General features: G+C 69.1%; 20 protein-coding genes. 10 read left to right on the top strand and 10 right to left on the bottom strand.

What is annotated here, in order from left to right:
* Position 1 precedes the first annotated feature (1 nt).
* From CS1GBM4_RS02960 to CS1GBM4_RS02950, 3 genes are all read left to right on the top strand, one after another.
* Positions 2-1,393, top strand: coding sequence for an AtzE family amidohydrolase (locus tag CS1GBM4_RS02960; RefSeq protein WP_244607019.1), 1,392 nt, complete (start codon positions 2-4; stop codon positions 1,391-1,393).
* 173 nt (positions 1,394-1,566) lie between these two features.
* The gene (locus CS1GBM4_RS02955) at positions 1,567-2,376 is read left to right on the top strand and encodes an RES family NAD+ phosphorylase (protein ID WP_186417197.1); all 810 of its coding nucleotides are present in this window, start codon (positions 1,567-1,569) and stop codon (positions 2,374-2,376) included.
* A gap of 183 nt (positions 2,377-2,559) precedes the next feature.
* Positions 2,560-3,777 carry a carboxylate-amine ligase gene (locus tag CS1GBM4_RS02950; RefSeq protein ID WP_186417196.1) on the top strand — a complete coding sequence of 406 codons (1,218 nt, stop codon included), beginning with the start codon at positions 2,560-2,562 and terminating at the stop codon, positions 3,775-3,777.
* Positions 3,778-3,973: 196 nt separating this feature from the next.
* Here the strand turns inward: CS1GBM4_RS02950 and CS1GBM4_RS02945 are convergent, their stop codons facing one another.
* Complete coding sequence (locus CS1GBM4_RS02945) at positions 3,974-4,861, bottom strand: protein-methionine-sulfoxide reductase heme-binding subunit MsrQ (protein ID WP_186417195.1); 888 nt, start codon at positions 4,859-4,861, stop codon at positions 3,974-3,976.
* Positions 4,862-4,987: 126 nt separating this feature from the next.
* Between CS1GBM4_RS02945 and CS1GBM4_RS02940 the strand changes: the two genes are divergently transcribed.
* Positions 4,988-5,599, top strand: coding sequence for an HAD family phosphatase (locus CS1GBM4_RS02940; protein WP_244607012.1), 612 nt, complete (start codon positions 4,988-4,990; stop codon positions 5,597-5,599).
* Between the two features lie 96 nt (positions 5,600-5,695).
* On the opposite strand, the gene CS1GBM4_RS02935 is transcribed toward CS1GBM4_RS02940, so the two are convergent.
* Both CS1GBM4_RS02935 and lepA read right to left on the bottom strand, forming a co-directional pair.
* A complete protein-coding gene (locus CS1GBM4_RS02935) occupies positions 5,696-6,847 on the bottom strand; it encodes a GGDEF domain-containing protein (RefSeq protein ID WP_186417193.1) in 1,152 nt (383 codons plus the stop codon).
* Positions 6,848-6,905: 58 nt separating this feature from the next.
* Complete coding sequence (gene lepA / locus CS1GBM4_RS02930; protein WP_186417192.1) at positions 6,906-8,711, bottom strand: translation elongation factor 4; 1,806 nt, start codon at positions 8,709-8,711, stop codon at positions 6,906-6,908.
* A 158-nt stretch (positions 8,712-8,869) separates the two neighbouring features.
* On the opposite strand from lepA, the gene CS1GBM4_RS02925 reads away from it, so the two are divergent.
* Entirely contained in the window at positions 8,870-9,388 is a 519-nt protein-coding gene (locus CS1GBM4_RS02925) for a GNAT family N-acetyltransferase (protein WP_186417191.1), read from the top strand.
* 178 nt (positions 9,389-9,566) lie between these two features.
* Here CS1GBM4_RS02925 and CS1GBM4_RS02920 read toward each other — a convergent pair whose 3' ends face one another.
* The 3 genes from CS1GBM4_RS02920 to fdxA form a co-directional block, all read right to left on the bottom strand.
* Positions 9,567-9,809, bottom strand: coding sequence for a DUF3297 family protein (locus tag CS1GBM4_RS02920; RefSeq protein WP_186417190.1), 243 nt, complete (start codon positions 9,807-9,809; stop codon positions 9,567-9,569).
* Positions 9,810-9,987: 178 nt separating this feature from the next.
* A complete protein-coding gene (locus CS1GBM4_RS02915; RefSeq protein ID WP_186417189.1) occupies positions 9,988-10,761 on the bottom strand; it encodes a ferredoxin--NADP reductase in 774 nt (257 codons plus the stop codon).
* Positions 10,762-10,820: 59 nt separating this feature from the next.
* A complete protein-coding gene (gene fdxA / locus CS1GBM4_RS02910) occupies positions 10,821-11,150 on the bottom strand; it encodes a ferredoxin FdxA (protein ID WP_186417188.1) in 330 nt (109 codons plus the stop codon).
* A 152-nt stretch (positions 11,151-11,302) separates the two neighbouring features.
* On the opposite strand from fdxA, the gene CS1GBM4_RS02905 reads away from it, so the two are divergent.
* The 3 genes from CS1GBM4_RS02905 to CS1GBM4_RS02895 all read left to right on the top strand — a co-directional run bounded on the left by CS1GBM4_RS02905 (position 11,303) and on the right by CS1GBM4_RS02895 (position 16,772).
* Positions 11,303-12,499 carry an amidohydrolase family protein gene (locus CS1GBM4_RS02905; RefSeq protein WP_186417187.1) on the top strand — a complete coding sequence of 399 codons (1,197 nt, stop codon included), beginning with the start codon at positions 11,303-11,305 and terminating at the stop codon, positions 12,497-12,499.
* A 242-nt stretch (positions 12,500-12,741) separates the two neighbouring features.
* Positions 12,742-13,233 (top strand): (2Fe-2S)-binding protein, encoded by a 492-nt coding sequence (locus CS1GBM4_RS02900; protein WP_186417186.1) that lies wholly within the window; start codon positions 12,742-12,744, stop codon positions 13,231-13,233.
* Positions 13,230-16,772 (top strand): molybdopterin cofactor-binding domain-containing protein, encoded by a 3,543-nt coding sequence (locus CS1GBM4_RS02895; protein WP_186417185.1) that lies wholly within the window; start codon positions 13,230-13,232, stop codon positions 16,770-16,772. Before CS1GBM4_RS02900 ends, CS1GBM4_RS02895 begins: the two co-directional genes overlap by 4 nt.
* Before the next feature lie 510 nt (positions 16,773-17,282).
* Here CS1GBM4_RS02895 and CS1GBM4_RS02890 read toward each other — a convergent pair.
* The 4 genes from CS1GBM4_RS02890 to CS1GBM4_RS02875 all read right to left on the bottom strand — a co-directional run bounded on the left by CS1GBM4_RS02890 (position 17,283) and on the right by CS1GBM4_RS02875 (position 21,092).
* The gene (locus tag CS1GBM4_RS02890) at positions 17,283-17,867 is read right to left on the bottom strand and encodes an amino acid synthesis family protein (RefSeq protein WP_186417184.1); all 585 of its coding nucleotides are present in this window, start codon (positions 17,865-17,867) and stop codon (positions 17,283-17,285) included.
* Positions 17,864-18,448, bottom strand: coding sequence for an amino acid synthesis family protein (locus CS1GBM4_RS02885; protein WP_186417183.1), 585 nt, complete (start codon positions 18,446-18,448; stop codon positions 17,864-17,866). Before CS1GBM4_RS02885 ends, CS1GBM4_RS02890 begins: the two co-directional genes overlap by 4 nt.
* Positions 18,441-19,331, bottom strand: coding sequence for a UPF0280 family protein (locus tag CS1GBM4_RS02880; RefSeq protein ID WP_186417182.1), 891 nt, complete (start codon positions 19,329-19,331; stop codon positions 18,441-18,443). The genes CS1GBM4_RS02885 and CS1GBM4_RS02880 overlap by 8 nt, the downstream gene beginning before the upstream one ends.
* Before the next feature lie 276 nt (positions 19,332-19,607).
* Positions 19,608-21,092, bottom strand: a complete 1,485-nt coding sequence (locus tag CS1GBM4_RS02875; protein ID WP_186417181.1) for a 6-hydroxynicotinate reductase — start codon at positions 21,090-21,092, stop codon at positions 19,608-19,610.
* A 364-nt stretch (positions 21,093-21,456) separates the two neighbouring features.
* On the opposite strand from CS1GBM4_RS02875, the gene nadC reads away from it, so the two are divergent.
* A complete protein-coding gene (gene nadC, locus CS1GBM4_RS02870; protein ID WP_186417180.1) occupies positions 21,457-22,290 on the top strand; it encodes a carboxylating nicotinate-nucleotide diphosphorylase in 834 nt (277 codons plus the stop codon).
* 7 nt (positions 22,291-22,297) lie between these two features.
* Positions 22,298-24,454 carry a phosphonate metabolism protein/1,5-bisphosphokinase (PRPP-forming) PhnN gene (gene phnN / locus CS1GBM4_RS02860; protein ID WP_210201518.1) on the top strand — a complete coding sequence of 719 codons (2,157 nt, stop codon included), beginning with the start codon at positions 22,298-22,300 and terminating at the stop codon, positions 24,452-24,454.
* Positions 24,455-24,503 lie beyond the last annotated feature (49 nt).

Here is a 24,503-nt window from a genome sequence, read left to right as displayed (position 1 = left end):
CATCGACGTCTTCGCCCCGGCGCATCGGATCGCGGCGCAGGTCCGGTCAGGTACGATCAGTGCCGAGGCCGTGCTCCGCACTTTCCTCGACCGGATCGGCCGGATCGATAGCGAGATCAACGCCTTCACCGATGTGACGGCCACGCGCGCGCTCGCCCAGGCCGCCGCGATCGACAGGGCCCGCGCCGCCGGCGAGCCGCTCGGCCCACTCGCCGGCGTGCCCTTCGCCGCGAAGAATCTGTTCGACATCGCGGGCCTGCCGACGCGGGCCGGCTCGAAGATCAACCGCGAGCGGCCCCCTGCCCGGCGCGACGCCGTGCTGATCGAACGCCTGACGGCGGCCGGAGCCGTGCTGATCGGCGGGCTGAACATGGGCGAATACGCCTATGATTTCACCGGCGAGAACGCCCATGACGGCCCTTGCCGCAATCCCCATGACCTCTCGCGCATGGCCGGCGGTTCCTCGTCCGGCTCCGCCGCGGCGACGGCGGCCGGCATGGCACCGATCTCGCTGGGCTCGGATACCAACGGCTCGATCCGCGTGCCGTCCTCGCTCTGCGGCGTGTTCGGCCTGAAACCGACCTATGGCCGCCTGCCGCGGACGCGCAGCTTTCCGTTCTGCGATTCGCTCGACCATCTCGGGCCCTTCGCGCGCGACGTCACCGATCTGGCCCTCGCCTACGATCTGCTGCAGGGGGCGGACACGGACGACCCGGCCTGCACGCCGCGACCGGTCGAGCCGGTCTCGGCGCGGCTGGCGCAGGGCGTGGCGGACCTGCGGATCGCCGTAGCGGGCGGGCATTTCGCCACCGACGGCCTGCCGGAGGCCGCCGCCGCCGTCGGCGCGGTGGCTCGCGCACTCGCCGCGACGCGGACCGTGGCGCTGGAGGGTGCGCCGGTCGCGCGGGCGGCGGCCTTCCTGATCACCAATGCCGAAAGTGCGGCCCTCCATCTCGCGCGCTTGCGGGAGCGGGCCGACGATTTCGATCCCGACACGCGCGACCGCTTCCTCGCCGGGGCGATGCTGCCGGCGGGCTGGTACATCCAGGCGCAGCGGGCGCGACGCTGGTTCCACGACGCGATGATGCAGGTCTTCGAGGAGGTGGACCTGATCATCGCCCCAGCGACGCCCTGCCCGGCACCGCCGATCGGACAGAAGACGCTGGACGTGCGAGGGGAACTCCTGCCGCTGCGCCCGAGCCTCGGGATCTTCACCCAGCCGATTTCCTGCGTCGGCCTGCCGGTCGCGGCCGTGCCGGTCTCCGGCAGCGGGCTGCCGATCGGCGTGCAGCTGATCGCTTCGCCCTGGCGCGAGGATTACTGCCTGAGGGCGGCCTACGTCCTGCAAGGCATGAAGGTTTGCAGTGCCGAGCCGCCGAAGGCGATCGGATGAGTGCCGGCGCCGACATCACGGACTATCCGACGCGGAACACCCCGATGCCACGCCGGTGCAGCTCACCGTGACGCCGTCCCGCGACGGCTCGCGAACGATCGTATCGCGGGCAACCGAGCCACGAAGGTTCGTGACGATCCGGAACAGCCGAAGCCCCGGCAGGTTTCCAGCCCATGACGGAGGTCACGGTGCCGTTCGCCGCCGTGCCGTCCACAGCCGGCGTGCGACGCATGGGTGACGGAAAAGCAGAAGCGAGAGCCGCGGCCTTCACGTCCGCGGACGATTTCCTCGCCTTCCGGCGGGAGATCTCGCTCGATCGGCGCTATTTCAGGTCGCGCCGATCGGAACGGTTCGTCAGGGCCGTCGCGGCGAGCTGCAGGACGAGGTTGCGCACGATCGCCGCGGGCTCGCGCTTCTGGCGTGCCCAGCTCGGCCATCGCTGGAGCGAGGACGGCGACGGGCGCGACAGGCTGCCGCGCCCGCATCAGCCCGAGCGCATGGTGCCGCTGGAGGACCGGGCGCCCGAAGGCCGCGTCAACGCCAAGGGCATCCCCTGCCTCTATCTGGCGACGACGCCGGAGACGGCGATGTCGGAGGTCAGGCCCTGGATCGGCTCGACGATCACCCTGGGCCAGTTCGAGACCAGGAAGGCGCTGTCCGTCGTCGACTGCTCGCTGGTTCATCCCGGGCAGAAGGACCGGACCGAAGCCGAGCGGCGCGAGGCCGCCGTGTGGGCGCATATCGACCGGGCCTTCTCCTTCCCGGTGCTGGCGAGCGACGATGTCGCCGACTATGCCGCCACCCAGCTTCTCGCCGAGCTTTTTCGCTGCGAAGGCTATGACGGTGTGGTCTACAAGAGTGCCTTCGGGGCGAACGGCTTCAATCTCGCCCTGTTCGATCTCGACAGCGCATCCCAGCTCGGTGCCGAGCTCTTCGAAGCCAGGACGATCCGCTACCGCTTCGCGCCGATCGAGAAAAGGTGAGGCGTTCCCCGCCCGTCGCTGATGCCGGGCGAAGCGTCGGCCACAGATGTGGCGCGGTGCCCGGAGGGCGATCCCCCCAATCCGTCAGCGCGACCTGCGCCCCGGCGGAACGAGGACACGACCGGCGAGTTGTGGAGTTTCCAGCGAGTGGCTGGGGCACGAAGCAAGCCTGCCGAGATCGCGATGACCCTGGAGACCGCCGAAGACGCGGAAACCGAGAGCCCGGCTTCTCGCCCTCCGGCGGACGGGCCGACCTATAGTTTTGGCATCGAAGAGGAATATTTCGTCGTCGATCGCAAGCATGGCGGCATCGCGCGGGAGCTTCCTTCGGGGCTGTTCAAGGCTCTGGCGCGCCGGTTCGGCGAGCACGTCATGACCGAGCTGCTCCAATGCCAGGTGGAGATCGCGACACGGCCGCATGTTTCGGTCCGGGAGGCGCGGGAGGACCTCGTCTCCTACAGGCGCGGCATCGCCGAGATCGCCGGCGAGTTCGGCTTCGGGATCATTGCCGCGGGAACCCATCCGTTCGCGCGGCGGCACCAGCTGCAGCGCACGCGCAAGCGGCGCTATGAGAGGGTGATCGCCGATCTCAAGCTGATCGGCCTGTCGAACGCGGTGTCCGGCCTGCACGTCCATGTCGAGGTGCCGGACCGGCAGCGCCGCGTCGAGATCATGTACCGCATGATCCGCTATCTGCCGGTGCTGCTGGCGCTCTCGACCTCCTCGCCCTTCTGGGAGGGCGAGGACAGCGGCCTGAAGAGCTATCGAACCGCGCTCAACCGGATGCTGCCCCGGTCGGGCCTGCCGGAGCCGTTTCGATCGATGGACGAGTACGAGGCCTATGTCGCGACGCTGGTGCAGGGAGGGATCATACCGGATGCGAGCTATGTCTGGTGGTATCTGCGACCTTCGCTGAGGCACCCGACACTTGAATTGCGCGTCAGCGATTGCTGCACCTGTGTGGACGATACGCTCGCCATCGCCTCGCTCTATCGCTGTCTCGTCCGGCATCTATGCCTGAACGACCAGAGCGAGAACGGACTGAGCTCGACCGACCGGGCGCTGATCGACGAGAACCTCTGGCGTGCATTGCGGTACGGCAGCGACGGCACATTCCTCGAGCCCGAGAGCGGCGAGGCGAAGCCGTTCCGACAGGAGGTGTCGAGCATGCTGGATCTCGTCGCCGCAGACGCGGCCGCGCTCGGCTGCGAAAACGAGATCAGGCATATCCAGGAGGTGATCTGCGCGCGCGGGACCTCCGCCCATCGTCAATCGGCGATCTACAAGGCTGCCCGGACCGCCGGGCGCTCCCGTCTGGCCGCGCTGCGGGACGTCGTTCGCTGGCTCCGGCTCTCGACCGAGGCCGGCACATTGATCGACTTCGACGATCCACCGGACTGACCTCGGTCGGTACCGGGCGCTTGTTCCGGCGGCCCGCTGCAAGGCTCGCGCGCGTCATCGGAAGCTCGCGGCCGCCTCTTCTTCGCATGCCGGCAGAGCACGCCGCCAGTGCGCGCGCCTTGCGCATCCGCTTGGCGAGCGCAAGCTCGGCGACCCTGGCGGATATGGCCGGGCCGAAGCGTTCGAGGGCCGCGGGTCAAGCCCGCGCATGGCGACGCAGCCCTGACGGCCTCGGCTCCGGCCTGCGGATGAGATGCAGAACGGCGAGGGCGAGCCCGACGAGCGCGACCCAATGGCCGGGCCGCAGCGCCGTCCAGTCCTGATAGACGACGATATCGGCATTGGCCTGGAAGATCAGCCAGGCGGAAGCCCCCGTCGCGAAGGCGTACCACGCGGTTTCCGCCAGGGCGGTGGCGAGGCCGGCCGCGAGCGCGGTCAGCGCCAGGGAGCCGAAGCCCAGGGGGATGCCGAGCCGGTTGAGCCCGCGATAGGCCATCAGCAGCGCGAACAGGCCGGCGAGCAGCACCGGCTGGGTGACGTCGATCTTCGACTGCAGCGCGAAATGGAACAGGCCGAGGCAGGCGATCGGGTAGACGAGGTTGTGCAGGCGCTGCCAGCGGGCCGAGCCGAGGCGGCGGATCATGCCGTCGGTCGAGGTGATGCCGAGCGCGACGAGGCCGATGAGCGCGGTGATGCCGACGACGAGATAGACGCGCTTGACGATCTCGGAGAGGATCAGCCCCCAATCGAAGGCGAGATCGATGCAGTAGAGCGAAAGATGACCGAGGCCGTAGGCGAGCACCGACAGGCCGAGCATGCGCCGGATGCCGATCAGCCTGTTCCAGTCGAGGATGCGGCGCAGCGGCGTCACCGCCAGGGTCAGGACAAGGATGCGCAGGGCCCAGGTGCCGGTGTCGTGCACGGCCTGCGTCCAGGGCTTGGAGCCGAGCTGATGGGTCCAGGCCTGAAGAGCGAGGATCAGGGCCGGGACGAGCACGAGCGCGAAGCAGCCGGCGCGTAGCGCGGAGAAGCGCCCCTGCCGATCGTTCCACGGCCAATAGCCGCCTGGTCCTGCCGAAGTCATGAGCTCTGCCTTGCTGTCGATCGCTTACGCGAATACGCCAGAATCGCTGCGAAGGTTACGCACGGCCGCGCACAAGGACGTGAGTCGCGTCGGCCGGGTCGCAGCAGAGGAATGGAGAAGCCTGTCTTGCCCGAGAATCGCAAGGTCGTGTTCGATGTCGGCAATGTCCTGCTGCGCTGGGACCCTTTCCATCTCTACCGGTCGCTCATTCCCGACGAGGCGAAGCGCGACTGGTTCCTGAAGAACGTCTGCACCGCCGCCTGGAACATCGAGCAGGATCGCGGCCGGCCATGGGCGGAGGCGGTGGCGATCCTGGTCGCGGCGCATCCCGAATGGGAAGCCGAGATCCGCGCCTATGACGAGCGCTGGCACGAGACGGTGCCGGCGACGATCGAGGACAGCGTCGCGACTCTGGCGGAGCTCAAGGCGAGGGGCGAGCAGGTCTTCGCCATCACCAATTTCTCGCGCGAGAAATGGGCGGAATGCCTGATCCGCTTCCCCTTCCTGCAGAGCTTCGACGGGGTGATCGTCTCGGCGCATGAGCGGCTGCTCAAGCCGGATCCAGCGATCTACCAGGTGCTGCTGCGGCGTTACGGACTCGCGGCGCAGGACTGCATCTTCGTCGACGACAGCGCCAGGAACGTCGACGCCGCGCGCTCCGTCGGCATGGAGGCCGTCCATTTCGTCGAGCCGATCGACCTCAGGGCGCAGCTGCGGGCGCTCGGCGCGAATCTCTAGAGACCGTTTTACCGATCAGATTGATTCAATCTGATCGGATCCGGCTCCAAGAGCGCATCCGGGCCGCGGCGTCGGCCCGGTCGCTCGGACCATGCTTCAGGCGGCGCGCCGGTCCGACGGTCCGTTCGGAGGGCCGTCGGCGACGCTCGCCCAGGCCCAGCGGCCACCCCCCGCCTGCTTGGCGGCGTAGAGGGCGCGGTCGACCTGCTCGACCAGCGAGAGGCCATCGCGGGCGTCGCCGCCATCGACCAGGAGAATGCCGGCACTGGCGCCGATGGTGACCGAGAACTCGTCGAGATCGAAGGGCTTGGCGAGGCTCGCCACGGCGCGCCGGGCGAGCAGCATCGCGGCATCGGCCTCGGCCTGCGGCGTGCCGAAGGGCAGCAGCAGCATGAACTCGTCGCCGCCCAGCCGCGCCGGGAAGCCGCCGGCGCGCGTCAGCGTCCGCAGCCGGCCGGCGACCTGGCGCAGCACCTCGTCGCCGGCGTGGTGCCCGCACTGATCGTTCACGGGCTTGAAGCGGTCGAGATCGACGGCGACGAGCGCAAAACCGTTCGCGGCGTCCCGCAGCCGGTCGAGCTCGGCGAGGAAGGCGGCGCGGTTGGGCAGGCCGGTCAGGAAATCGTGATGCGCCTGGTGGGCGAGCGCCCGCTTGGCGTCCAGCCGCTCGATGAAGGCCGTGCTGAGATGGCGCGAGGCCTCCCGCATCGTCACCCAGAAGAACAGCAGCATCGCGGCGCCGACCCGGTAGGGCAGCTCGGGCCGCATGAAGCCGGCGACGACGATCGGCGCCAGCAGGCAGGCGCCGGTGAGCAGCACGATCCAGGGACGGACCGCGGCGCGCGAGACCATGCCGACGCAGAAGGACATGGCGAGGCCGAAGGCGATCCAGGCGCCGGGGCCGTCGCCGAGCTGCAGGGCACGGAAGGACAGCGCCCCCAGCGCCACGGCGAACAGGCTGGAGCAGAGCCCATAGGCCCGCTCCCACGCGATCACGGCCTCGTCGGACAACGCCTGTCCACGCGGAAAGCGACGCAATTTCAGCAGCCGCACACCCGCCGTGAGCGCGATCAGGAGGCTGATCGCGGCATAGCCGGGGTCGCCGCTCGCCGCTGCGAGCACGACCGCGCCGATCACCGAGGTCAAGGTGATCGCTGCGACCTGCGGAAAGGCCGTATAGAGCAGGCCGACGAGCTCGCGCCGCGTGCTCGGGTGAAGCGGATCGGGCTTTGCGCGCGGCCGAAGCATGCCGGGCAGCCTAGCCGACAATGGCTAACGCACGGTAACGAGCCCGACGCGCTTTCGCTCAGCTGTCCATCTTGAGGGCGGCGATGAAGGCTTCCTGCGGGATCTCGACCTTGCCGAACTGCCGCATCTTCTTCTTGCCTTCCTTCTGCTTCTCCAGAAGCTTGCGCTTGCGGGTGGCGTCGCCGCCATAGCATTTGGCGGTGACGTCCTTGCGCAGCGCCCGGATCGTCTCGCGGGCGATGATCTTGCCGCCGATCGCGGCCTGGACGGGAATCTGGAACATGTGCGGCGGGATCAGCTCCTTGAGCTTCTCGCACATGGCGCGGCCGCGCGCCTCGGCCCTGGTGCGGTGGACCAGCATGGAGAGCGCGTCGACCGGCTCGGCATTGACCAGGATCGACATGCGCACGAGGTCGCCCTCGCGATAATCGGTGATCTGGTAGTCGAAGGAAGCGTAGCCCTTCGAAATCGATTTCAGCCTGTCGTAGAAATCGAACACCACCTCGTTGAGCGGCAGGTCGTAGACGACCTTGGCGCGCGAGCCGACATAGCCGAGATCGATCTGCAATCCGCGGCGGTCCTGGCAGAGCTTCAGCACCGAGCCGAGATAGTCGTCCGGCGTGAAGATGGTGGCGCGAATCCAGGGCTCCTCGATCGCCTCGATCTTCATCACATCCGGCATGTCGGCCGGGTTGTGCAGTTCGAGCACGGTGCCGTCGCGCAAGCGCAGATGGTAGACGACCGACGGCGCGGTCGAGATCAGGTTGAGGTTGAACTCGCGCTCCAGCCGCTCCTGGATGATCTCGAGATGCAGCAGGCCGAGGAAGCCGCAGCGGAAGCCGAAGCCGAGCGCGGCCGAGGTCTCCATCTCGTAGGAGAAGCTGGCGTCGTTGAGGCGCAGCTTCGCCATGGCGCCGCGCAGCAGCTCGAAATCGGCGGCGTCGACCGGGAAGATGCCGCAGAACACCACAGGCTGCACCGGCTTGAAGCCCGGCAGCGGCTCGGCGATCGGCTTCCTGTCGTCGGTGATGGTGTCGCCGACGGCGGTGTCGGCGACCTCCTTGATCGAGGCGGTGAAGAAGCCGACCTCGCCGGGGCCGAGCTCCTTGACCTCGAGCATCTTCGGCTTGAACACGCCGACGCGATCGACGCCGTAGCTGGCGTTGGCGCGCATCATGCGGATGGTCATGCCCTTCTTCAGCACGCCGTCGATGATGCGCACGAGCACGACGACGCCGAGATAGGCGTCGTACCAGGAATCGACCAGCATCGCCTTGAGCGGCGCCTCGGCATCGCCCTTCGGCGCCGGCAGCTTCGCGACGATCGCTTCGAGCACGCCCTCGATGTTGAGGCCGGTCTTGGCCGAGATCGGCACGGCCTCGGAGGCGTCCAGGCCGATCACGTCCTCGATCTGCTGCTTGATCCGCTCGGGATCGGCGGCCGGCAGGTCGATCTTGTTGAGGACCGTGACGATCTCGTGATTGGCGTCGAGCGCCTGGTAGACATTGGCGAGCGTCTGCGCCTCCACCCCCTGCGAGGCGTCGACGACGAGCAGCGAGCCCTCGCAGGCCGCCAGCGAGCGCGAGACCTCGTAGGCGAAGTCGACGTGCCCGGGCGTGTCCATCAGGTTCAGGATGTAGTCCTTGCCGTCCTTGGCGCGGTAGTCGAGCCGGACGGTCTGCGCCTTGATGGTGATGCCGCGCTCCTTCTCGATATCCATCGAGTCGAGGATCTGGTCGCTCATGTCGCGCGCGGCGACCGTGCCGGTCTGCTGGATCAGCCGGTCGGCGAGGGTCGACTTGCCGTGGTCGATATGCGCCACGATCGAGAAGTTGCGGATATTGTCGAAGCTGCGGGTGCTCATGCGCGCGCCATAGCAGTGCGCGCCCCCTGCGCCAAGGGTGTGGTGGCATCGCCGCGCGAGACCGCGCCACCGCTATCCACTATGATGGAATAAATCTTGCTTAATGGAACGGACCGCCAGAGCGGCGATCGGGAGACTGAGCGATGACGGAGACGGGCATGACGGCGATCGAACGGCTCGACGGCGAGGAAGCGAGGGCTGCGATCCCGGCCCTGACGGAGATCCTGCGCGACGCCGTGGCCAACGGCGCTTCGGTCGGCTTCATGGACTGGAACAGCGCCGCCGATCTCGAGCGCTTCTGGCGCGACGTCGCAGCGGAGGTCGCTGCCGGGCGCATCCTGCTCTTCATCGCCCGCGACCGGAGCGGCATCGTCGGCACGGCGCAGCTCCATCCGGTCGGCAAGCCGAACCAGCCGCACCGGGCCGAGATCGCCAAGGTGCTGGTGCATTCGCGGGCCCGGCGGCGCGGCATCGGCGAAGCGCTGATGCGCGCGGCGGAGGCCGCCGCGCTGGCGCTGGGGCGCGACCTCCTCGTGCTGGACACCGACGAGGCGGGGGCGGCGCGGCGCCTCTACAATCGCCTGGGCTGGACCGAGCTCGGCACCATCCCGCGCTATGCGCTGATGCCGGACGGGCGCGACTGCGGCTCGACCTTCTTCTACAAGCAGCTGGGTTAGCGGCCGCGGCCGCACCGTCTTTCCGGGGCGCCGCGCAGCGGCGAGCCCGGAATCCATGAACACGACAGGCCGAAGATGATCCCCCGCGCACTCCGCCCTCCAATGAAGCCGGCGTCGCGTTCATGGAATCCGGGCTCAGGCCTACGGCCTGCCCGGGAATGACGATGGGGATGCCTCCTCACTCGGCATTGCGGAAATAGGGCTCGACCGTGCCCTTGAGCTTCACCGTCATCGGATTGCCGTGGCGGTCCTTGGCATTGCCGGCGGTGAGGCGGACCCAGCCCTCGCTGACGCAGTATTCCTCGACATTGGTCTTGTCGACGCCCTTGAAGCGGACACCGATGTCCTTCGCCAGCAGCTCCTCGTTGTAATAGGGGCTGTTCGGATTGGCGGAGAGCCGGTCTGGCAGGGTGTCGGTCATGGCACTGCTCGTCGCTTGCGGTGATGTGCCGGACAGGTAGCAGGCCGCGATGCGTTCGGCAAAGCTCAACGCCGTCATCGCGAGCGCAGCGAAGCGATCCAGGCGGGGCTCGCCCGACGGCCCCTGGACTGCTTCGTCGCTACGCTCCTCGCACTGACGGAAAGCGCAGTCTTACGCCTCAGCGCTCGACGAAGGCCTTTTCGATGACGTAGTCGCCGGGCTCGCCCTGGTTGCCCTCCGCGAGACCGCGCTCGTCGAAGATCCGCTTGAGGTCGACCAGCATCTGCGGGCTGCCGCAGAGCATGAAACGGTCTCCCTCGGCATCGAACGGCGCGAGGTCGAGATCGCTGAAGAGCTGGCCCGAGGTGATCAGGTCGGTGATGCGGCCGCGATTGCGGAAGGGCTCGCGCGTCACGGTCGGGTAGTAGACGAGCTGGTTGCGGATCATCTCGCCGAGGAATTCGTCGTTCGGCAGGTCCTTGGTGATGCGCTCGCCATAGGCGAGCTCGGCGACCTGGCGGCAGCCATGCACGAGCACGACCTTCTCGTAGCGCTCATAGGTCTCGGGATCGCGGATCAGCGACAGGAAGGGCGCCAGCCCCGTGCCGGTGCCGAGCAGGAACAGCCGCCTGCCGTCCTTGAGGTTGTCGAGCACCAGCGTGCCCGTCGCCTTCTTGCCGATGATGATCGGGTCGCCGACCTGGAGATTCTGCAGGCGCGAGGTGAGCGGGCCGTCAGGAACCTTGATCGAGAAGAACTCGAGGTTCTCGTCGTAATTGGTGCTGACCACGCTGTAGGCGCGCAGGAGCGGCTTCTCGCCGACCTTGATCCCGATCATGGTGAACTGGCCGTTCTTGAAGCGGAAGCTCTGATCGCGGGTCGTCGTGAAGCTGAAGAGCGTATCGGTCCAGTGATGGACGGAGAGCACGCGCTCTTCGTAGAAATTGCTCATCTCGTCGATCCTCAGATAGTCTAGCGAAAAGTAGATTATCGGATGCCGGCCGCCAGATATCACAATGCCGGGCGTTCGGAAAGCAGGGCGATCTTGTCCGGTATTCCCTTCCAATCGTCGGCATCGGCCGGCGGCTCGCCCTTCCGGGTGATGTTCGGCCAGAGCGGCGCCAGGCGCGCATTCAGCACCAGCCAGGGCTCTGCCCCGTCGGCGCCGTCGGCGACGATCGCCTCGGCCGGGCATTCGGGCTCGCAGACGCCGCAGTCGATGCACTCGTCCGGATGGATGACCAGCATGTTCTCGCCCTCATAGAAGCAGTCGACCGGGCAGACCTCGACGCAATCCATGTATTTGCAGCGGATGCAGGCGCTCGTGACGGCGTAAGGCATGCGCGATCCTCGCTGCTTGACAGCCGGGTTCGGACAAGGCAGAAATTCATTCGTATACAAACGATATGGCGCTTCCCGCCACGCTTGTCAATCGGGCTTGCGGCGATGAGGATGGCGGCGGATTTCCAGCAACGGGCGACAGGGCGGATACGATGGCTGAACAGCAGGCGGCGACGGTCAGCAGCACCCACAAGCTGGTGGTGAAGAATATCGGCCTGATGCTCTCCGGCGACATCGAGCGCCCGATCCTGGACGCCGACACCCTCGTCGCGATCGGCGGCCGGATCGCCGCTGTCGGCCGTTTCAAGGATCTCGACGCCGAAGGCGCTGGCACCGTCATCGACGCCAACGGCACGGTGCTCTCGCCCGGGCTGATCGACAGCCATGTCCACCCGGTCGCCGGCGACTGGACGCCGCGCCAGAACCAGCTCGGCTGGATCGACTCGACCATGCATGGCGGCGTCACCACCATGATCTCGGCCGGCGAGGTGCACACGCCCGGCCGGCCCAAGGACATTGTCGGGCTGAAGGCGATGGCCATCTACGCGCAGCGCGCCTTCACCGCCTTCCGCCCCGGCGGGGTCAAGATCCATGCCGGCGCGCCGGTGATCGAGCCCGGCATGGTCGAGCAGGACTTCAAGGACCTCGCCGACGCCGGCGTGAAGCTGCTCGGCGAGGTCGGCCTGGGCGGGGTCAAGGACGGGGCGCGGGCGAAGGAGATGGTGGCCTGGGCGCGGAAATACGGCATCCAGTCGACCATCCACACCGGCGGCCCCTCGATCCCGGGCTCCGGGCTGATCGGCGCCGACGTGGTGCTGGAGGCCGACACCGACGTGGTCGGCCACATCAATGGCGGCCACACCGCTCTGCCGGACAAGGAGATCCGCTGCATCTGCGAAGGCTGCAAGCGCGGGCTCGAACTGGTCCATAACGGCAATGAGCGCGCCGCGCTCTACACGCTGCGCGTCGCCCGCGAGATGGGCGAGCTGCAGCGCGTCATCCTGGGGACGGACGGGCCGGCCGGCTCCGGCGTGCAGCCGCTCGGCATCATCCGCATGGTCTCGATGCTGTCCTCGCTCGGCGACGTCCCGGCGGAGATCGCCTTCTGCTTCGCCACCGGCAACACCGCCCGCATGCGCAGCCTCGATTGCGGGCTGATCGAGGTCGGCCGCTCAGCCGACTTCGTCTTCATGGACAAGGCCCAGCATTCCGCCGGGACGAACTTCCTCGACTCGATCCAGCTCGGCGACCTGCCGGGCATCGGCATGATCGTGATCGACGGCATCGTGCGCAGCGGCATCAGCCGCAACACGCCGCCGGCGGAGAAGCTTCCGTCGGTCCAGCACTGAACCTGGCCTAGCCGTCATTCCCGGGCGGAGCGCAGCGCAGTCCCGGGAATCTCAGGACGAGAAGCCGCAGGCTGGAGCCCCACCGGCCCGTCATGCTCGGGTCAAGCCCGAGCATGACGGGCACTTGGAAATCCCGCTTGCGGCGCGCTCCGGTTTGTCACTATTCTCATTCGTATACGAACGATCTCGGTGGCCGTGACGATCAGCACGATCAGACGCGCTTCGCCCTGCCTGGGCGAGCCATGAGGACGACGAAGCGCTTTACGCTTCGCGTCAACGGCGCGAGCCATGAGGTCGAGGGCGAAGCCCGGACGCCGCTGCTGTTCTTCCTGCGCAACGACCTTTCGCTCAACAGCCCGAAATTCGGCTGCGGCCTCGGCGAATGCGGCGCCTGCACGGTGCTGGTCGACGGACAGCCGGCGCGCGCCTGCGCCCTGCCGGTCAGGCTGGCGGAAGGACGCGACATCGTCACGCTGGAGGGGCTGGGCAGCGTCGAAGCGCCGCACCCGCTGCAGCAGGCCTTCATCGACGCGCAGGCGGCGCAGTGCGGCTATTGCATCTCCGGCATGGTGATGGCGGCGAAGGCCTTCCTCGACGCCAGGCCCGACCCGAGCGAGGCGGAGGTGCGCGAGGCGCTGCGGCACAATCTCTGCCGTTGCGGCACCCATGTCGAGATCGTCAGGGCGGTGCTGCTCGCAGCCGAGCGCAGGCGGCGGGACATGGCGGCGCCATGAGCGAGCCGCTCTCACGCAAAACGCTGCTGAAGCGCGCCGGGGTCATCGCCGTGGTGGCGCCGCGCAAGGGCGCGGCCGCCGACGCCACATCCGAGGACGGGCTCGATCTGCATGTCTGCCTGACGGCGGAAGGCCGCGTCCTCGCCTTCAGCGGCCATGTCGACCTCGGCACCGGCATCCGCACCGCGCTGGCGCAGATGGTGGCGGAGGAGCTCGATTTTCCCTTCGGCGCCGTCGAGATGGTGCTCGGCGACACCGCCGATACGCCGGACCAGGGCCCGACCATCGCCAGCGAGACGATCCAGGTCACCTCGGTCGCGATGCGGATCGCGGCGACGCAGATCCGGGCCAGGCTGATCGCGCTCGCGGCCGCGGCGCTGAGCTGCGACGAGGACGAGCTCGCGCTCGAGGACGGCGTGATCGCGCGCAAGGGCGAGACCGCCCCCGCGATCGGGCTCGCGACGCTGCTCGCCAACGAACGCATCCTGCTGCCGCTGGCGGAGAGCGCCGAGTTCAAGCAGGCGGAGCGGCACAGACTGGTCGGCCGCTCGGTCGCCCGGGTCGACATCCCGGCCAAGGTCACCGGCAGCTTCGCCTACGTCCATGATGTCCGCGTTCCCGGCATGCTGCACGGACGGGTGGTCCGCCCGCCCTATGCCGGCATGGACGCCGGCGATTTCGTCGGCAGGAGCTTGCTCGGCGTCGAGCGCGATTCGATCGCAGACGTGCCCGGCATCCGCGCGATCGTGGTCGAGGGCGATTTCATCGGCATCGTCGCCGAGCGCGAGGAGCAGGCGGCGGAAGCTGCGCTGAAGCTCAAGACGCAATGGCGCGCGTTCACGCCGCCAGACCTCTCCGATCTCGGCCAGGCGCTGCGCGCGCACCCCTCGACGCCGCGCCTGCTCGCCGAGGAGGGCGATGTCGACGGCGCGCTGGAGAGCCTGGAGAGGCGGCTCGACCGAACTTATGTCTGGCCCTACCACATGCACGGCTCGCTCGGCCCGTCCTGCGCCGTCGCCGATGTGCGCGAGGACGGCATCACCGTCTGGACCGGCAGCCAGAACCCCTATCCGCTGCAGAGCGATCTCGCCGTGCTGACCGGCCTGCCGAAGGAGCGGATCGACGTGATCCGCTTCGAGGCCGCGGGCTGCTATGGCCGCAACTGCGCCGACGACGTCGTCGCCGACGCCGTGCTGCTCTCGCGCGCGGTCGGTGCGCCGGTCCGCGTCCAGCTCACCCGAGAGCAGGAGCATCTCTGGGAGCCGAAGGGCGCGGCCCAGCTGATCGAGATCAAGGGCGGGCTCGGGCCGGGCGGCGCGCTGAAAGCCTACGATTTCCACACCTGGTACCCGTCCAACGCCGCGCCGACCCTGGCGCTGCTGCTGACCGGGCGCGTCCCGAACCAGCCGGCGACGCTCAGAATGGGCGACCGCACCGCGGTGCCGTCCTACACTTACGAAAACATGCGGCTGACGGCCTATGACATGCCGCCGATCGTGCGGGCGTCCTGGCTGCGCGGCGTCTCGGCGATGCCGAACGTGTTCGCCCATGAGAGCTATATCGACGAGCTCGCGCACGAGGCCGGGGTCGATCCGGTCGAATTCCGCCTGCGCCACATCAATGACGAGCGCGCCGCCGAGCTGGTGCGGGCGACGGCCGAGCGGGCGAACTGGCAGCCGCATGTCGGCCCGCGCATGGAGCAGGACGGCGAAATGCTGCGCGGCCGCGGCTTCGCCCAGGCGCGCTATGTCCATGGCAGCTGGCCGGGGGTCGGCGCGGCCTGGGCGGCCTGGGTCGCCGATGTCGCGGTCAACCGCACGACGGGGGAGGTCACGGTCAGCCGGGTCACCGTCGGCCAGGACACCGGCATGATGGTCAACCCCGCCGGGGTGACGCACCAGATCCACGGCAATGTGCTGCAATCGACCAGCCGGGTGCTGCGCGAGGAGGTGACCTTCTCGCAGACGACCGCCGTCGCCAGCCGCGACTGGGGCTCCTATCCGGTGCTGACCTTCCCGGAACTGCCCGCGATCGACGTCATGCTGATGGACCGCCAGCATCTGCCGCCGATGGGCGCGGGCGAGTCGGCTTCCGTTCCCAGCGCGGCCGCCATCGTGAACGCCGTCTTTGATGCGACCGGGGTGCGCTTCCGCGAATTGCCGCTGACGCCGGAGCGGGTGCTCGCCGGCCTCAACGGCACCGCGCTGCCGAAACCGCCGGCCCGCGAGCCGGCAAGACGCCTGCCCTGGTGGAGCAGGCTCGGCGCGGCCCTGGCTGGCGCCGCGAGCTTCGCCGCGGTCTCGCTCGCGATCGCACCTTCGATCGCGCCCGTCGCCCGGCCGGACCCCTCGGCCTGGTCGGCGGCGACGATCGAGCGCGGCCGGCAGCTGGCGGCGCTCGGCGCCTGCGCCAGCTGCCACACGGCCAGGAACGGCGTGCCCTATGCCGGCGGCCTCGCCCTGGAGACGCCGTTCGGCACGGTGACGACCACCAACATCACGCCCGATCCGGAGACCGGCATCGGCGGCTGGTCCTATGCCGCCTTCGAACGGGCGATGCGCGCCGGGCTGAACCGCGACGGCCGCCATCTCTATCCGGCCTTCCCCTATCCGAGCTTCGCCAGGGCGAGCGAGGCCGACCTGCAGGCACTCTACGCCTTCCTGATGTCGCAGCCGGCGGTGCGCCGCGAGAACGAGCCGAGCCGGCTGACCTTCCCCTTCAACCTGCGCCCGCTGATGGCCGGCTGGAACCTGCTGTTCAACCGCGGGAGCGTGCCGACGCCCGAGCCCACGCGCTCGGCCCAATGGAATCGCGGGCGCTATCTGGTCGACGGGCTCGGCCATTGCGGCGCCTGCCATACGCCCCGCAACGCGCTCGGCGCCGAAAAGGGCGGCAGCGCCTATCTCGCCGGGGGCGAGGCGGAGGGCTGGGAGGCGCCGGCGCTCGCCGGGCGCGCGGCCGGCCCGATGCCCTGGAGCGAGGCCGGGCTCTACGCCTATCTGCGCAACGGCAGCTCGCCTCGTCACGGCAACGCTTCCGGGCCGATGGCGTCGGTGATCGCCGAGCTGAAGGAGTTGCCCGACGCCGATATCCGGGCGATGGCCGTCTACCTGGCCTCGCTGAGCGAACAGCTGCCGGAGGCCGACGCCGCCGGGCGGGCGATGCGCATCGACGCGATGACGGCCTCCGCCGCCAACCCGGCGACGTCGGCGATCGCGCGCCTCTACGAGGGCGCCTGCGCCGCCTGCCACGAGACCGGCCGTGCCGTCCCGCTCGTCAATGCGGGCCCGGCGCTCGGCCTGTCGACGAAGCTGCACGCGGCGCGGCCGACCAACCTCGTCAACATGCTGCTCGAAGGCGGCCAGCACGGCATCGGCTCGATGCCCTCCTTCGCGACGGCCCTCGACGACCGGCAGCTCGCCGAGCTGACGGCCTATCTGCGCGGGCGCTTCGCGCCGGAGAAGCCGGCCTGGGAGGGGATCGAGGCGGCGGTGGCTAGAGCCCGTTCCGATCGGCGTGCACCGCAAGCTGATCGGTAAAACGGTCTCCAAGCTAAAAGTGAGAGACGGATTCACCGGTCAGATTGATCCAATCTGATCGGATCCGGCTCTAGAGCGCGGAAGGCTGCACGGTAGGGCGCGGACTCGCAACGCAGAATCCCTCTCCCGGATGGGAGAGGGGCAGGGGTGAGGGACCGCCGCGGATTGTTGGGGCGAAGCGGCTGCCGCTGCGCATTCTGCGCGTAGGCAGGCCCTCATCCTTGCCCTTCTTCCACACGGACTCCTCTGCGAAAGCTGGAAAGGCGCTGGAAGCCCCTCCCCCTGGTGGGGAGGGGTAGGGGTGGGGGGCGCAAAGCCAGAGCGAATTGGACGCCAATCGTGCCGTTTCGCTGCTGCAATTCGCCGGTCACCCCGTCATTCGCCCCCCATCCCCATACCCTTCCCCGCAAGGGGGAAGGGCGGAGCTCGAGCGAGCCGTGTTTCGCAGAGGAATCCACACGGGAGAAGGATTCCCCGCGCCTTCTCGTCATGGTCGGAGCAATAAGAATCTTATCGCAGCCCGTCCTCGCCCTTCGCCTCGGCATGGGTGAGCCCGCCGACGCGCGGCAGGGGCCGGCCGCCGCTCGTCAGCGCCACCGCGACGACGATCTCGCCGGCGCGGGGGGCATCCGAGACCCTGACCTCCATGCCGTCGAAATGGCTGCGGACATAGGCCGCCGCCTTGTGGCCGAGCGGAATGTCGAGCACGACGCCGAGCGAGCCGCGCTTCTTCGAGGACGGGATCAGCGCCGGCGCCTTGCCCAGCAGCTTGCGCAGGGGCGCGCCGAGCTTGGGATGCAGGATCGCGGCGGCGTGCTCGAGCTCGCCGTCCTCGCCGACGGCGGCGGCCTTGCCATAGCCCTGGACCGCCTCGCCGTCGATGCCGAGCGCGGCGAGCGCATGGCGACCGAGCAGGCCGCCGAGCTCCTCGCCGATCTCGATCAGCTCGGAGAGGTCGTCCTGATAGCTGCCGGCGAAGGGGTTGGCGATCACGGCGACCGCGGCGGCGCGCCTGATCGGCGGCGAGACGGTGCGGCCGAGCTCGCTATGGGTCTCGTCGAGGACGGTGACGATCTTGCGGATCCTCGCTTTCATCGCAGGCCGTCCTCGCCCTTGATCTCGCTCGCCTTGAGGCCGCCGACGCGGGCATGGATGCGGGGGCCCGTCGTCATCACCAGCGCGAGCAGCAATTCGTCGGCCCTGGGCGCATCGGCGATGCCGATCTCGAAGGCGTCGAAATGGCTGCGGACGTAAGACGCGTTGACATGGGTGACGGGGATGTCGAGCCGCGTGCCGGGCCCGCCGACCTTCTTGGTCGAGGGCACGATCGCCTTGGCGTCGCCGAGCAGCTCGCGCATGGCGTAGCCGCCCGGCACATGCCAGAGCGCGCCGTGCTCGAGCTCGCCGGCGGCGCCGACGATGGCACCCTTGCCGTAGCCCTGGATCGCCCTGGCGTCGCCGCCCATCGCCGCGAGCAGGCGCTGCGCCATCTGCAGACCGAAGGGCTTGAGATCATCCATGAAGCCCTGGATGTCCTCGACATAACGGCCGGCATAGGGGTTGGCGATCACGGCCAGCGCCGCGCCGCGCTTCAGCGGCACCGAAGCGGCCGGGCCGCCCTCATGGAAGATCTCCTCCACGGTCACGGCGTATTTTCGGACGGCGATCTCAGGCACGGGCCAGTCTCCTCTCAGGCTTTTCTTGAAAAATCATAGGGCTCTCCAGCGCGCGGCTCACGCCCTGGAGATGCATGGCGGCCGAGACGATCAGGCCGGCTTCGCGCAGGCGCTCCGCCTCGGCGAGGCCGGCCGCGAGCGCGGTTTCGATTTCGTCCGGTGTCAGCGGACCGACCTCGCGGGTGACCAGCCGCTCGCCGAGATCGCTGTCGCTCTGGATCGCGCTGGCCGGCAGGCGCTCGACCGCCGGGTGGCCGGGCAGGTCGATCGCATTGGCGATCACGGTCGCGGCGGCATCGGCCATGGCGGCGGTGGGCGCCAGCACCGTCACAGCCTCGGCGATCCCGAGCGAGAAGCTGCGGCCGGGATAGCCGGAGGTCGCGATGCCGGCGACGCCGTCCTCAGGCCGGATCGTCGCCGTGGCGAAGAATTCCGGCCGGTCGGGCCGTTTCATCAGCCCGATGCGGAACTGCTCGCCGGCAGACAGATACAGGGCGATGTCGCCGCCATTGTTGACATAGGCGCGCCGGAGCGGCGCGGCCCGGCTCATCACGCCGAGGATCTCCTGCGCCACCGCGCCGGCGACGGCGGCCATCGGCGTGATGAAGCCGCTGGTGGCGAAGGGGCCGACCGCCGCATGCATGCGCCGGGCGACCTGGCCGAGCGGAACCGGGCTCGTCCGGCTGACCGGCCTACGCAGCAGGGGCAGCTCGCCGCAGAGCTCGGCCAGCAGGCCGTCGAAGCGTCGGATGGCGGCCTCACGCGCGGCCTTGACCGCGTCCGGCTCGCCGACGGCCTCGATGACGAGGTCGATCGGCCCCTGCTGCAACAGCAGGCGCCGGCCATCCGGCAGTACCCGCGCGGAAGGGGCCTCGAAGCGCATCGCTAGGCCTCGCCATGCAGGCGCGGAACTGTAGCGTCTTTCCGGGGCTTCGCGCAGCGAAGAGCCCGGAACCCATGAATACGACACCGTTCCAGCTCGTCATGCTCGCCCTTGTGGCGAGCATCCACATCCCGAGCACCCCACTCGACCAGCGAAGGCGTGGATAGTCGGGACAAGCCCGACCATGACGGAAAGATTGTGGTCATGGGTTCCGGGCTCAGGCCTGCGGCCTGCCCCGGAATGACGGGTGAGCTTCCGTGCATGACCGACATCGCCCTACCCCAGCGAGCGGCGCGGCGGCTCCGGCGCCAGCGGCCAGGGGTTGTCCGGGCGCTGCGGCAGGCGCAGGCGGCCGCCGCCCTTCAGCGCCGCCAGCGGCTGGATCGCGTCCATATGGCCGCCGAGCGCCTCATAGTCGGCTTTGGTCATGGTGAATTCGAGCGGCGCGACCAGCGCCGGCGTCGGCACATAGCCGAAGGCGTTCTCGGGCAGACGCGTGACATCGACCATGAAGGTGATGCCGCCGCCCGGCCAGATATAGACCGGCGCGCCGCCGCAGCTGACATAGGTCAGCGCGTCCTTGACCGAGCGGGTCAGCCGGACCGGGTTCTCGGTGACGCCGGCGCGCAACGAACCGCCGGCGCCGCCGACGAACAGCACGGTCGAGAGCGCCGGCTCGCAATTCTCGGCGATGCGCTCGACCGGCTCGACCAGCGGCTGCGGCATCGCGCGCTCGACCGGCAGGAGGGCCTCGTCGAGCTCGTAATAGGCGGCGTGCTCGCCGGTGGTCGAAACCATCAGCAGGCGCAGCCCGGGCCAGGCGACCTTGGGGTCGAAGGGCCCGAGAATCGTGAGCGGGTCGCTGATATTGGTGCCGCCCCAGCCGGTGCCGGGCTGCGCCACCTGGAAATAGCGGCCCGGCGTCGAGCGACGGCCCTTCAGCTTGATGCCGGTCGCCGGCATGCCGAGCAGCTTGCCGGCCTGGTGCTCGGAGAGCACGCCGGTGATGTGGTCGTCGACGACCACGACCTCGTCGACCTTGCCGTGCCATTGCTTGGCGAAGATGCCGATCGTCGCCGAGCCGCAGCCGACGCGCATGCGGCTCTCGGGAATGCCGTTGACGATCGGCGGCTTGCCGGCCTGCACGATCACGGTCTCGCCGCCGTCGATCACGAGTTCGACCGCCTTGCCGTTGCTGAGCTGGAGCAGCGCGTCGCAGGTGACGCGCCCCTCCTTCTTCGAGCCGCCGGTGAGATGATGGACGCCGCCGAGCGAGAGCATCTGGGAGCCGTATTCGCCGGTGGTGACGTGGCCGATCGCCTCGCCCTCGACGCGCACCGTCGCCTGCTCGGGGCCGAGGAAGCGGTCGGTGTCGATCTTCACCTTGACGCCGCAATAGCTGAAGATGCCCTCGGTCACGACGGTGACCATGTCGACGCCGTCGACCTCGGACGAGACGATGAACGGCGCCGGCTTGTAGTCGGGATAGGTGGTGCCGGCGCCGATCGCGGTGATGAAGGTGCCCGGCTGATGCACGATCTCGCCGTCCCATTCGCGAGCACCGGCGAAGGGAACGACCTCGCCGCCATGCGCCAGCGTGCGCTCGAGCACGATATGCGGCTCCATCCGCACCAGTTCGCCGGCGACATTGCCGTAGCGGTCGCAGGCGCCGACGGCGCCCGGCTTGATGAAGCACATCACCGGGCAGGCATCGCAGCGGATCTTGTCGTCCGCGACCGGGCTCGCTTCGTCCAGCGCCATGCTTGATCCTCGCCGCGGAGCGGGCAATTCGTTTTGTTTGTGTACAAACGATACTGGCGCGCCTGCCATCCCGAGTCAAGACGGCGGAGGCGCAGCGGCGCCCGCCAGACCGAGGCCGGGCCACGGATCTGCCCGCCCCCCGGGCGCCGCTGGCCCGAGCCGAGGCGAGGGCACGGATTCTTGCATGCAAGATTATCGAGCGCCGCTTCGGACGGCTATTCTACGCGCCGCAGATGACCTGCGCATGACGCGATTGCCGGTTGCACGCACGGCCTCGATGGCGCATTGACAGCCGAATTTTCTCGCTGCTATTGTTTGCATACAAACATATTTCGAACCGCCGAGGCGGAAGTGAGAGCCTTCGATGTATGACAGCTTCGCCACGGACCGCCTGATCGACCACTGGCTGATCGAGGACATCGGCGCCTGCGACCTCACCGTCCAGGTGATGATCGAGCCCGGCGAGACCGGCCGGTTCCAGATGAACGCCCGCGAGCCGATGATCGTCGCCGGCATCGAGGTCGCGGCCCGGGTGTTCAAGCGCTACGATCCCGAGCTCAAGGTGACCCTGCGCGTCAAGGACGGCGACAGGGTCGAGAAGGGCGCGATCCTGATCGAGATCGAGGGCGCCGCCCGCAGCGTGCTCACCGCCGAGCGCACCGCGCTCAACATCGCCCAGCGCCTCTCCGGCATCGCCAACGAAACGGCGCGCTACGCCGCCGCCATCGCCGGGACGAAGGCGCGCCTGATCGACACCCGCAAGACCACGCCCGGCCTGCGGATGATGGAGAAGCACGCGGTGAGCTGCGGCGGCGGCCTCAACCACCGCCTCGGCCTCGACAATGGCGTGATGATCAAGGACAACCACATCGCCGTCTGCGGCAGCATCACCGCCGCGGTCGAGCGCGCCCGCAGGAAGCTGCCGGTGCTGACCAAGCTCGAGGTCGAGTGCGACAATCTCGGCCAGGTCGAGGAAGCCGCCAGGGCCGGCGCCGACGTGATCATGCTCGACAACATGTCGGTCGCCGACATGACCGAGGCCGTCGGCCTGATCGCCGGCCGCGCCAAAGTCGAGGCCTCCGGCGGCATCACCATCGACACGATCGGCCCGATCGCCCGGACCGGCGTCGACTACATCTCGACCAGCAAGATCACCCAGTCGGCGCCGGCGGTGGATATCGGCCTCGACGAAGCCTGAGCCGGAGATGCGGCCCGGTACCTTCTTCCTCGTCGTCGGCCCGAGCGGGGCCGGCAAGGACTCGCTGATCGACGGCGCCCGCAAGCTGCTGGAACCGACCGGCCGCTACGTCTTCGCGCGGCGCGTCGTCACCCGCCCGGCCGGCTCGCCCGGCGAGGATCACGAGGCGGCGACGGAAGAGGCCTTCGCCGCCCGCGAGGCCAAGGGCGATTTCCTGATCACCTGGGGCGCCCACGGCCTGCGCTACGGCCTGCCGGCCGAGCTAAGGCGCCTGGTCGAGACCGGGCGCAACGTCATCGCCAACGGCTCCCGCGCCACGATCGCGGCGCTCGCCGCCCGCCTGCCGCGCTTCGTCGTCGTCGAGGTCACCGCGCCGCCCGACGTGCTCGCCGCCCGCATCGCCGGGCGCGGGCGCGAGAGCGGCGAGGCGATCGAAAGGCGGCTGTCGCGCACGGTCGAGCCACGCCCCCACGGGGTCAGGGCGGCGACGATCTGCAATGACGAGAGCGTCGAGATCGGAATCGAGCGCTTCGTCGCCGCGGTCGAGGCCGCCGCCAACACGATGCGGCTGCGCCGCCTGCCGCTCTTCGCCGGGCGGGCGCATTGCGCCTATCTCCCGGCCAGGGGCGAGATCGTCAACGGCTTCGACTATCTCGGGCCGGGCCGGATCGAGATTTCGGGCGTCGGCGCGCTTTCCGTTCAGCCGAAATCGGCTGAACGAGCAGAATTCGCGCCAACTCAGAATGCCGGAGCATGGTCTGACCCCAAAAGTGGTTCCCACTTTTGGGGAACATGCTCCAGCGCCAGCATCCGCTCGGACGTGCAGGTCGTCGATTCGCCCGCGCTGCTCGCCGGCGACGAGATCGGCCTCTCGGCGGAGGCCTTCGACGAGCTCGGCCTGCCGGAAGGCAGCGAGGTCACGATCAGGCGCACGCCCTCGCCGGAGAGCCGCGCCGCGCTGACGCGCAAGATCCAGGGCGGCGAGCTCAGCGAGGAGCAGTACCACACGCTGATCCGTGACATTGTCGAGGCGCGCTATCCGGACGGCGAGGTCGCGGCCTTCCTGGTCGCGGCGACGCAGAAGCTCTCCGACGAGGAGGTCGTCGCGCTGGCGCGGGTGCGCACCCGCTTCGCCCCGACGATCAGCTGGCCCGACAGGATCGTCGTCGACAAGCACTCGATGGGCGGCATTCCCGGCAGCCGGATCACGCTGATCGTCGTGCCGATCGTCGCGGCGCACGGCGCCTTCCTGATGCCGAAGACCTCCTCGCGCGCCATCACCTCGGCGGCGGGCACGGCCGATGCGATGGAGGCGCTCGCCCGCGTCGAGCTGAACCCGGAGGAGCTGCGCGCCTGCGTCGAGGCCGCGCGCGGCTCGATCGCCTGGAACGGGCGGCTGAACCACTCCGTGGTCGACGACGTGATGAACGCGATCACCCGGCCGCTCGGCATCGATTCGAACCGCTGGTCGGTGGCATCGATCCTGTCGAAGAAGGCGACGGCGGGCTCGACCCACGTCATCGTCGACCTGCCCTATGGCCCGCGCGCCAAGCTGAAGAGCGAGGCCGAGGCCGCCGAGCTCGCGCAGCTGTTCGAGACCGTCGGCGCCGGGCTCGGCCTCGTGGTGCAGGCCTTCCCGACCGATGGCAGGGCGCCGATCGGGCGCGGCATCGGCCCGGCGCTGGAATGCCGCGATGTCGGCTGGGTGCTCGACAACGACCCGCAGGCGCCGGCCGACCTGGTCGAGAAGGCGCTGTTCTTCGCCGGCCGTATCCTCGCCTGGGACCCGGCACTCGGCTCGGTCGCGGCCGGGCGCGAGCGGGCCCGGGAGCTGCTGCGCTCCGGCGCGGCGCGGGCCGCCTTCGAGCGGATCATCGATGCGCAGGGCCGGCGCGAGCCGCCGGTCGCGCCCGGCCTGCTCGTCCATACGGTGCGCGCGCCGAGGTCGGGGGTGGTCACGGAGATCGACGGCTGGGCGGTCGCCGGCATCGCCCGGCGGGCCGGAGCGCCGTTCGACAAGGCGGCGGGCATCGATCTGCGCCGCCATCTCGGCGATGCCGTCGCGGTGGGCGATCCGCTGTTCGCCATCCATGCCAGCGCCTCGGGCGACCTCGAGGAGGCGAGGGCTCTGGCGGAGAGCTGCGACTGCTATGTGATCGGGTAGGCGCGGCGGAGGTACCCGTCATTGCGAGGAGCGCCGGCGACGAAGCAAG

The organism is Allobosea sp. CS1GBMeth4 (assembly GCF_900185715.1).
In the GTDB taxonomy this organism is placed as follows: domain Bacteria; phylum Pseudomonadota; class Alphaproteobacteria; order Rhizobiales; family Beijerinckiaceae; genus Allobosea.
Note: the sequence above shows the minus strand (reverse complement) of the source record. Positions and strands in the feature narration are given on the sequence as shown.

Coding starts and splice junctions, on each gene's coding strand:
- CS1GBM4_RS02955 (WP_186417197.1), top strand. CDS start 1,567: ATGACGGAGGTCACGGTGCCGTTCGCCGCCGTGCCGTCCACAGCCGGC.
- CS1GBM4_RS02950 (WP_186417196.1), top strand. CDS start 2,560: ATGACCCTGGAGACCGCCGAAGACGCGGAAACCGAGAGCCCGGCTTCT.
- CS1GBM4_RS02945 (WP_186417195.1), bottom strand. CDS start 4,861: ATGACTTCGGCAGGACCAGGCGGCTATTGGCCGTGGAACGATCGGCAG.
- CS1GBM4_RS02935 (WP_186417193.1), bottom strand. CDS start 6,847: ATGCTTCGGCCGCGCGCAAAGCCCGATCCGCTTCACCCGAGCACGCGG.
- lepA (WP_186417192.1), bottom strand. CDS start 8,711: ATGAGCACCCGCAGCTTCGACAATATCCGCAACTTCTCGATCGTGGCG.
- CS1GBM4_RS02925 (WP_186417191.1), top strand. CDS start 8,870: ATGACGGCGATCGAACGGCTCGACGGCGAGGAAGCGAGGGCTGCGATC.
- CS1GBM4_RS02920 (WP_186417190.1), bottom strand. CDS start 9,809: ATGACCGACACCCTGCCAGACCGGCTCTCCGCCAATCCGAACAGCCCC.
- CS1GBM4_RS02915 (WP_186417189.1), bottom strand. CDS start 10,761: ATGAGCAATTTCTACGAAGAGCGCGTGCTCTCCGTCCATCACTGGACC.
- fdxA (WP_186417188.1), bottom strand. CDS start 11,150: ATGCCTTACGCCGTCACGAGCGCCTGCATCCGCTGCAAATACATGGAT.
- CS1GBM4_RS02905 (WP_186417187.1), top strand. CDS start 11,303: ATGGCTGAACAGCAGGCGGCGACGGTCAGCAGCACCCACAAGCTGGTG.
- CS1GBM4_RS02900 (WP_186417186.1), top strand. CDS start 12,742: ATGAGGACGACGAAGCGCTTTACGCTTCGCGTCAACGGCGCGAGCCAT.
- CS1GBM4_RS02895 (WP_186417185.1), top strand. CDS start 13,230: ATGAGCGAGCCGCTCTCACGCAAAACGCTGCTGAAGCGCGCCGGGGTC.
- CS1GBM4_RS02890 (WP_186417184.1), bottom strand. CDS start 17,867: ATGAAAGCGAGGATCCGCAAGATCGTCACCGTCCTCGACGAGACCCAT.
- CS1GBM4_RS02880 (WP_186417182.1), bottom strand. CDS start 19,331: ATGCGCTTCGAGGCCCCTTCCGCGCGGGTACTGCCGGATGGCCGGCGC.
- CS1GBM4_RS02875 (WP_186417181.1), bottom strand. CDS start 21,092: ATGGCGCTGGACGAAGCGAGCCCGGTCGCGGACGACAAGATCCGCTGC.
- nadC (WP_186417180.1), top strand. CDS start 21,457: ATGTATGACAGCTTCGCCACGGACCGCCTGATCGACCACTGGCTGATC.
- phnN (WP_210201518.1), top strand. CDS start 22,298: ATGCGGCCCGGTACCTTCTTCCTCGTCGTCGGCCCGAGCGGGGCCGGC.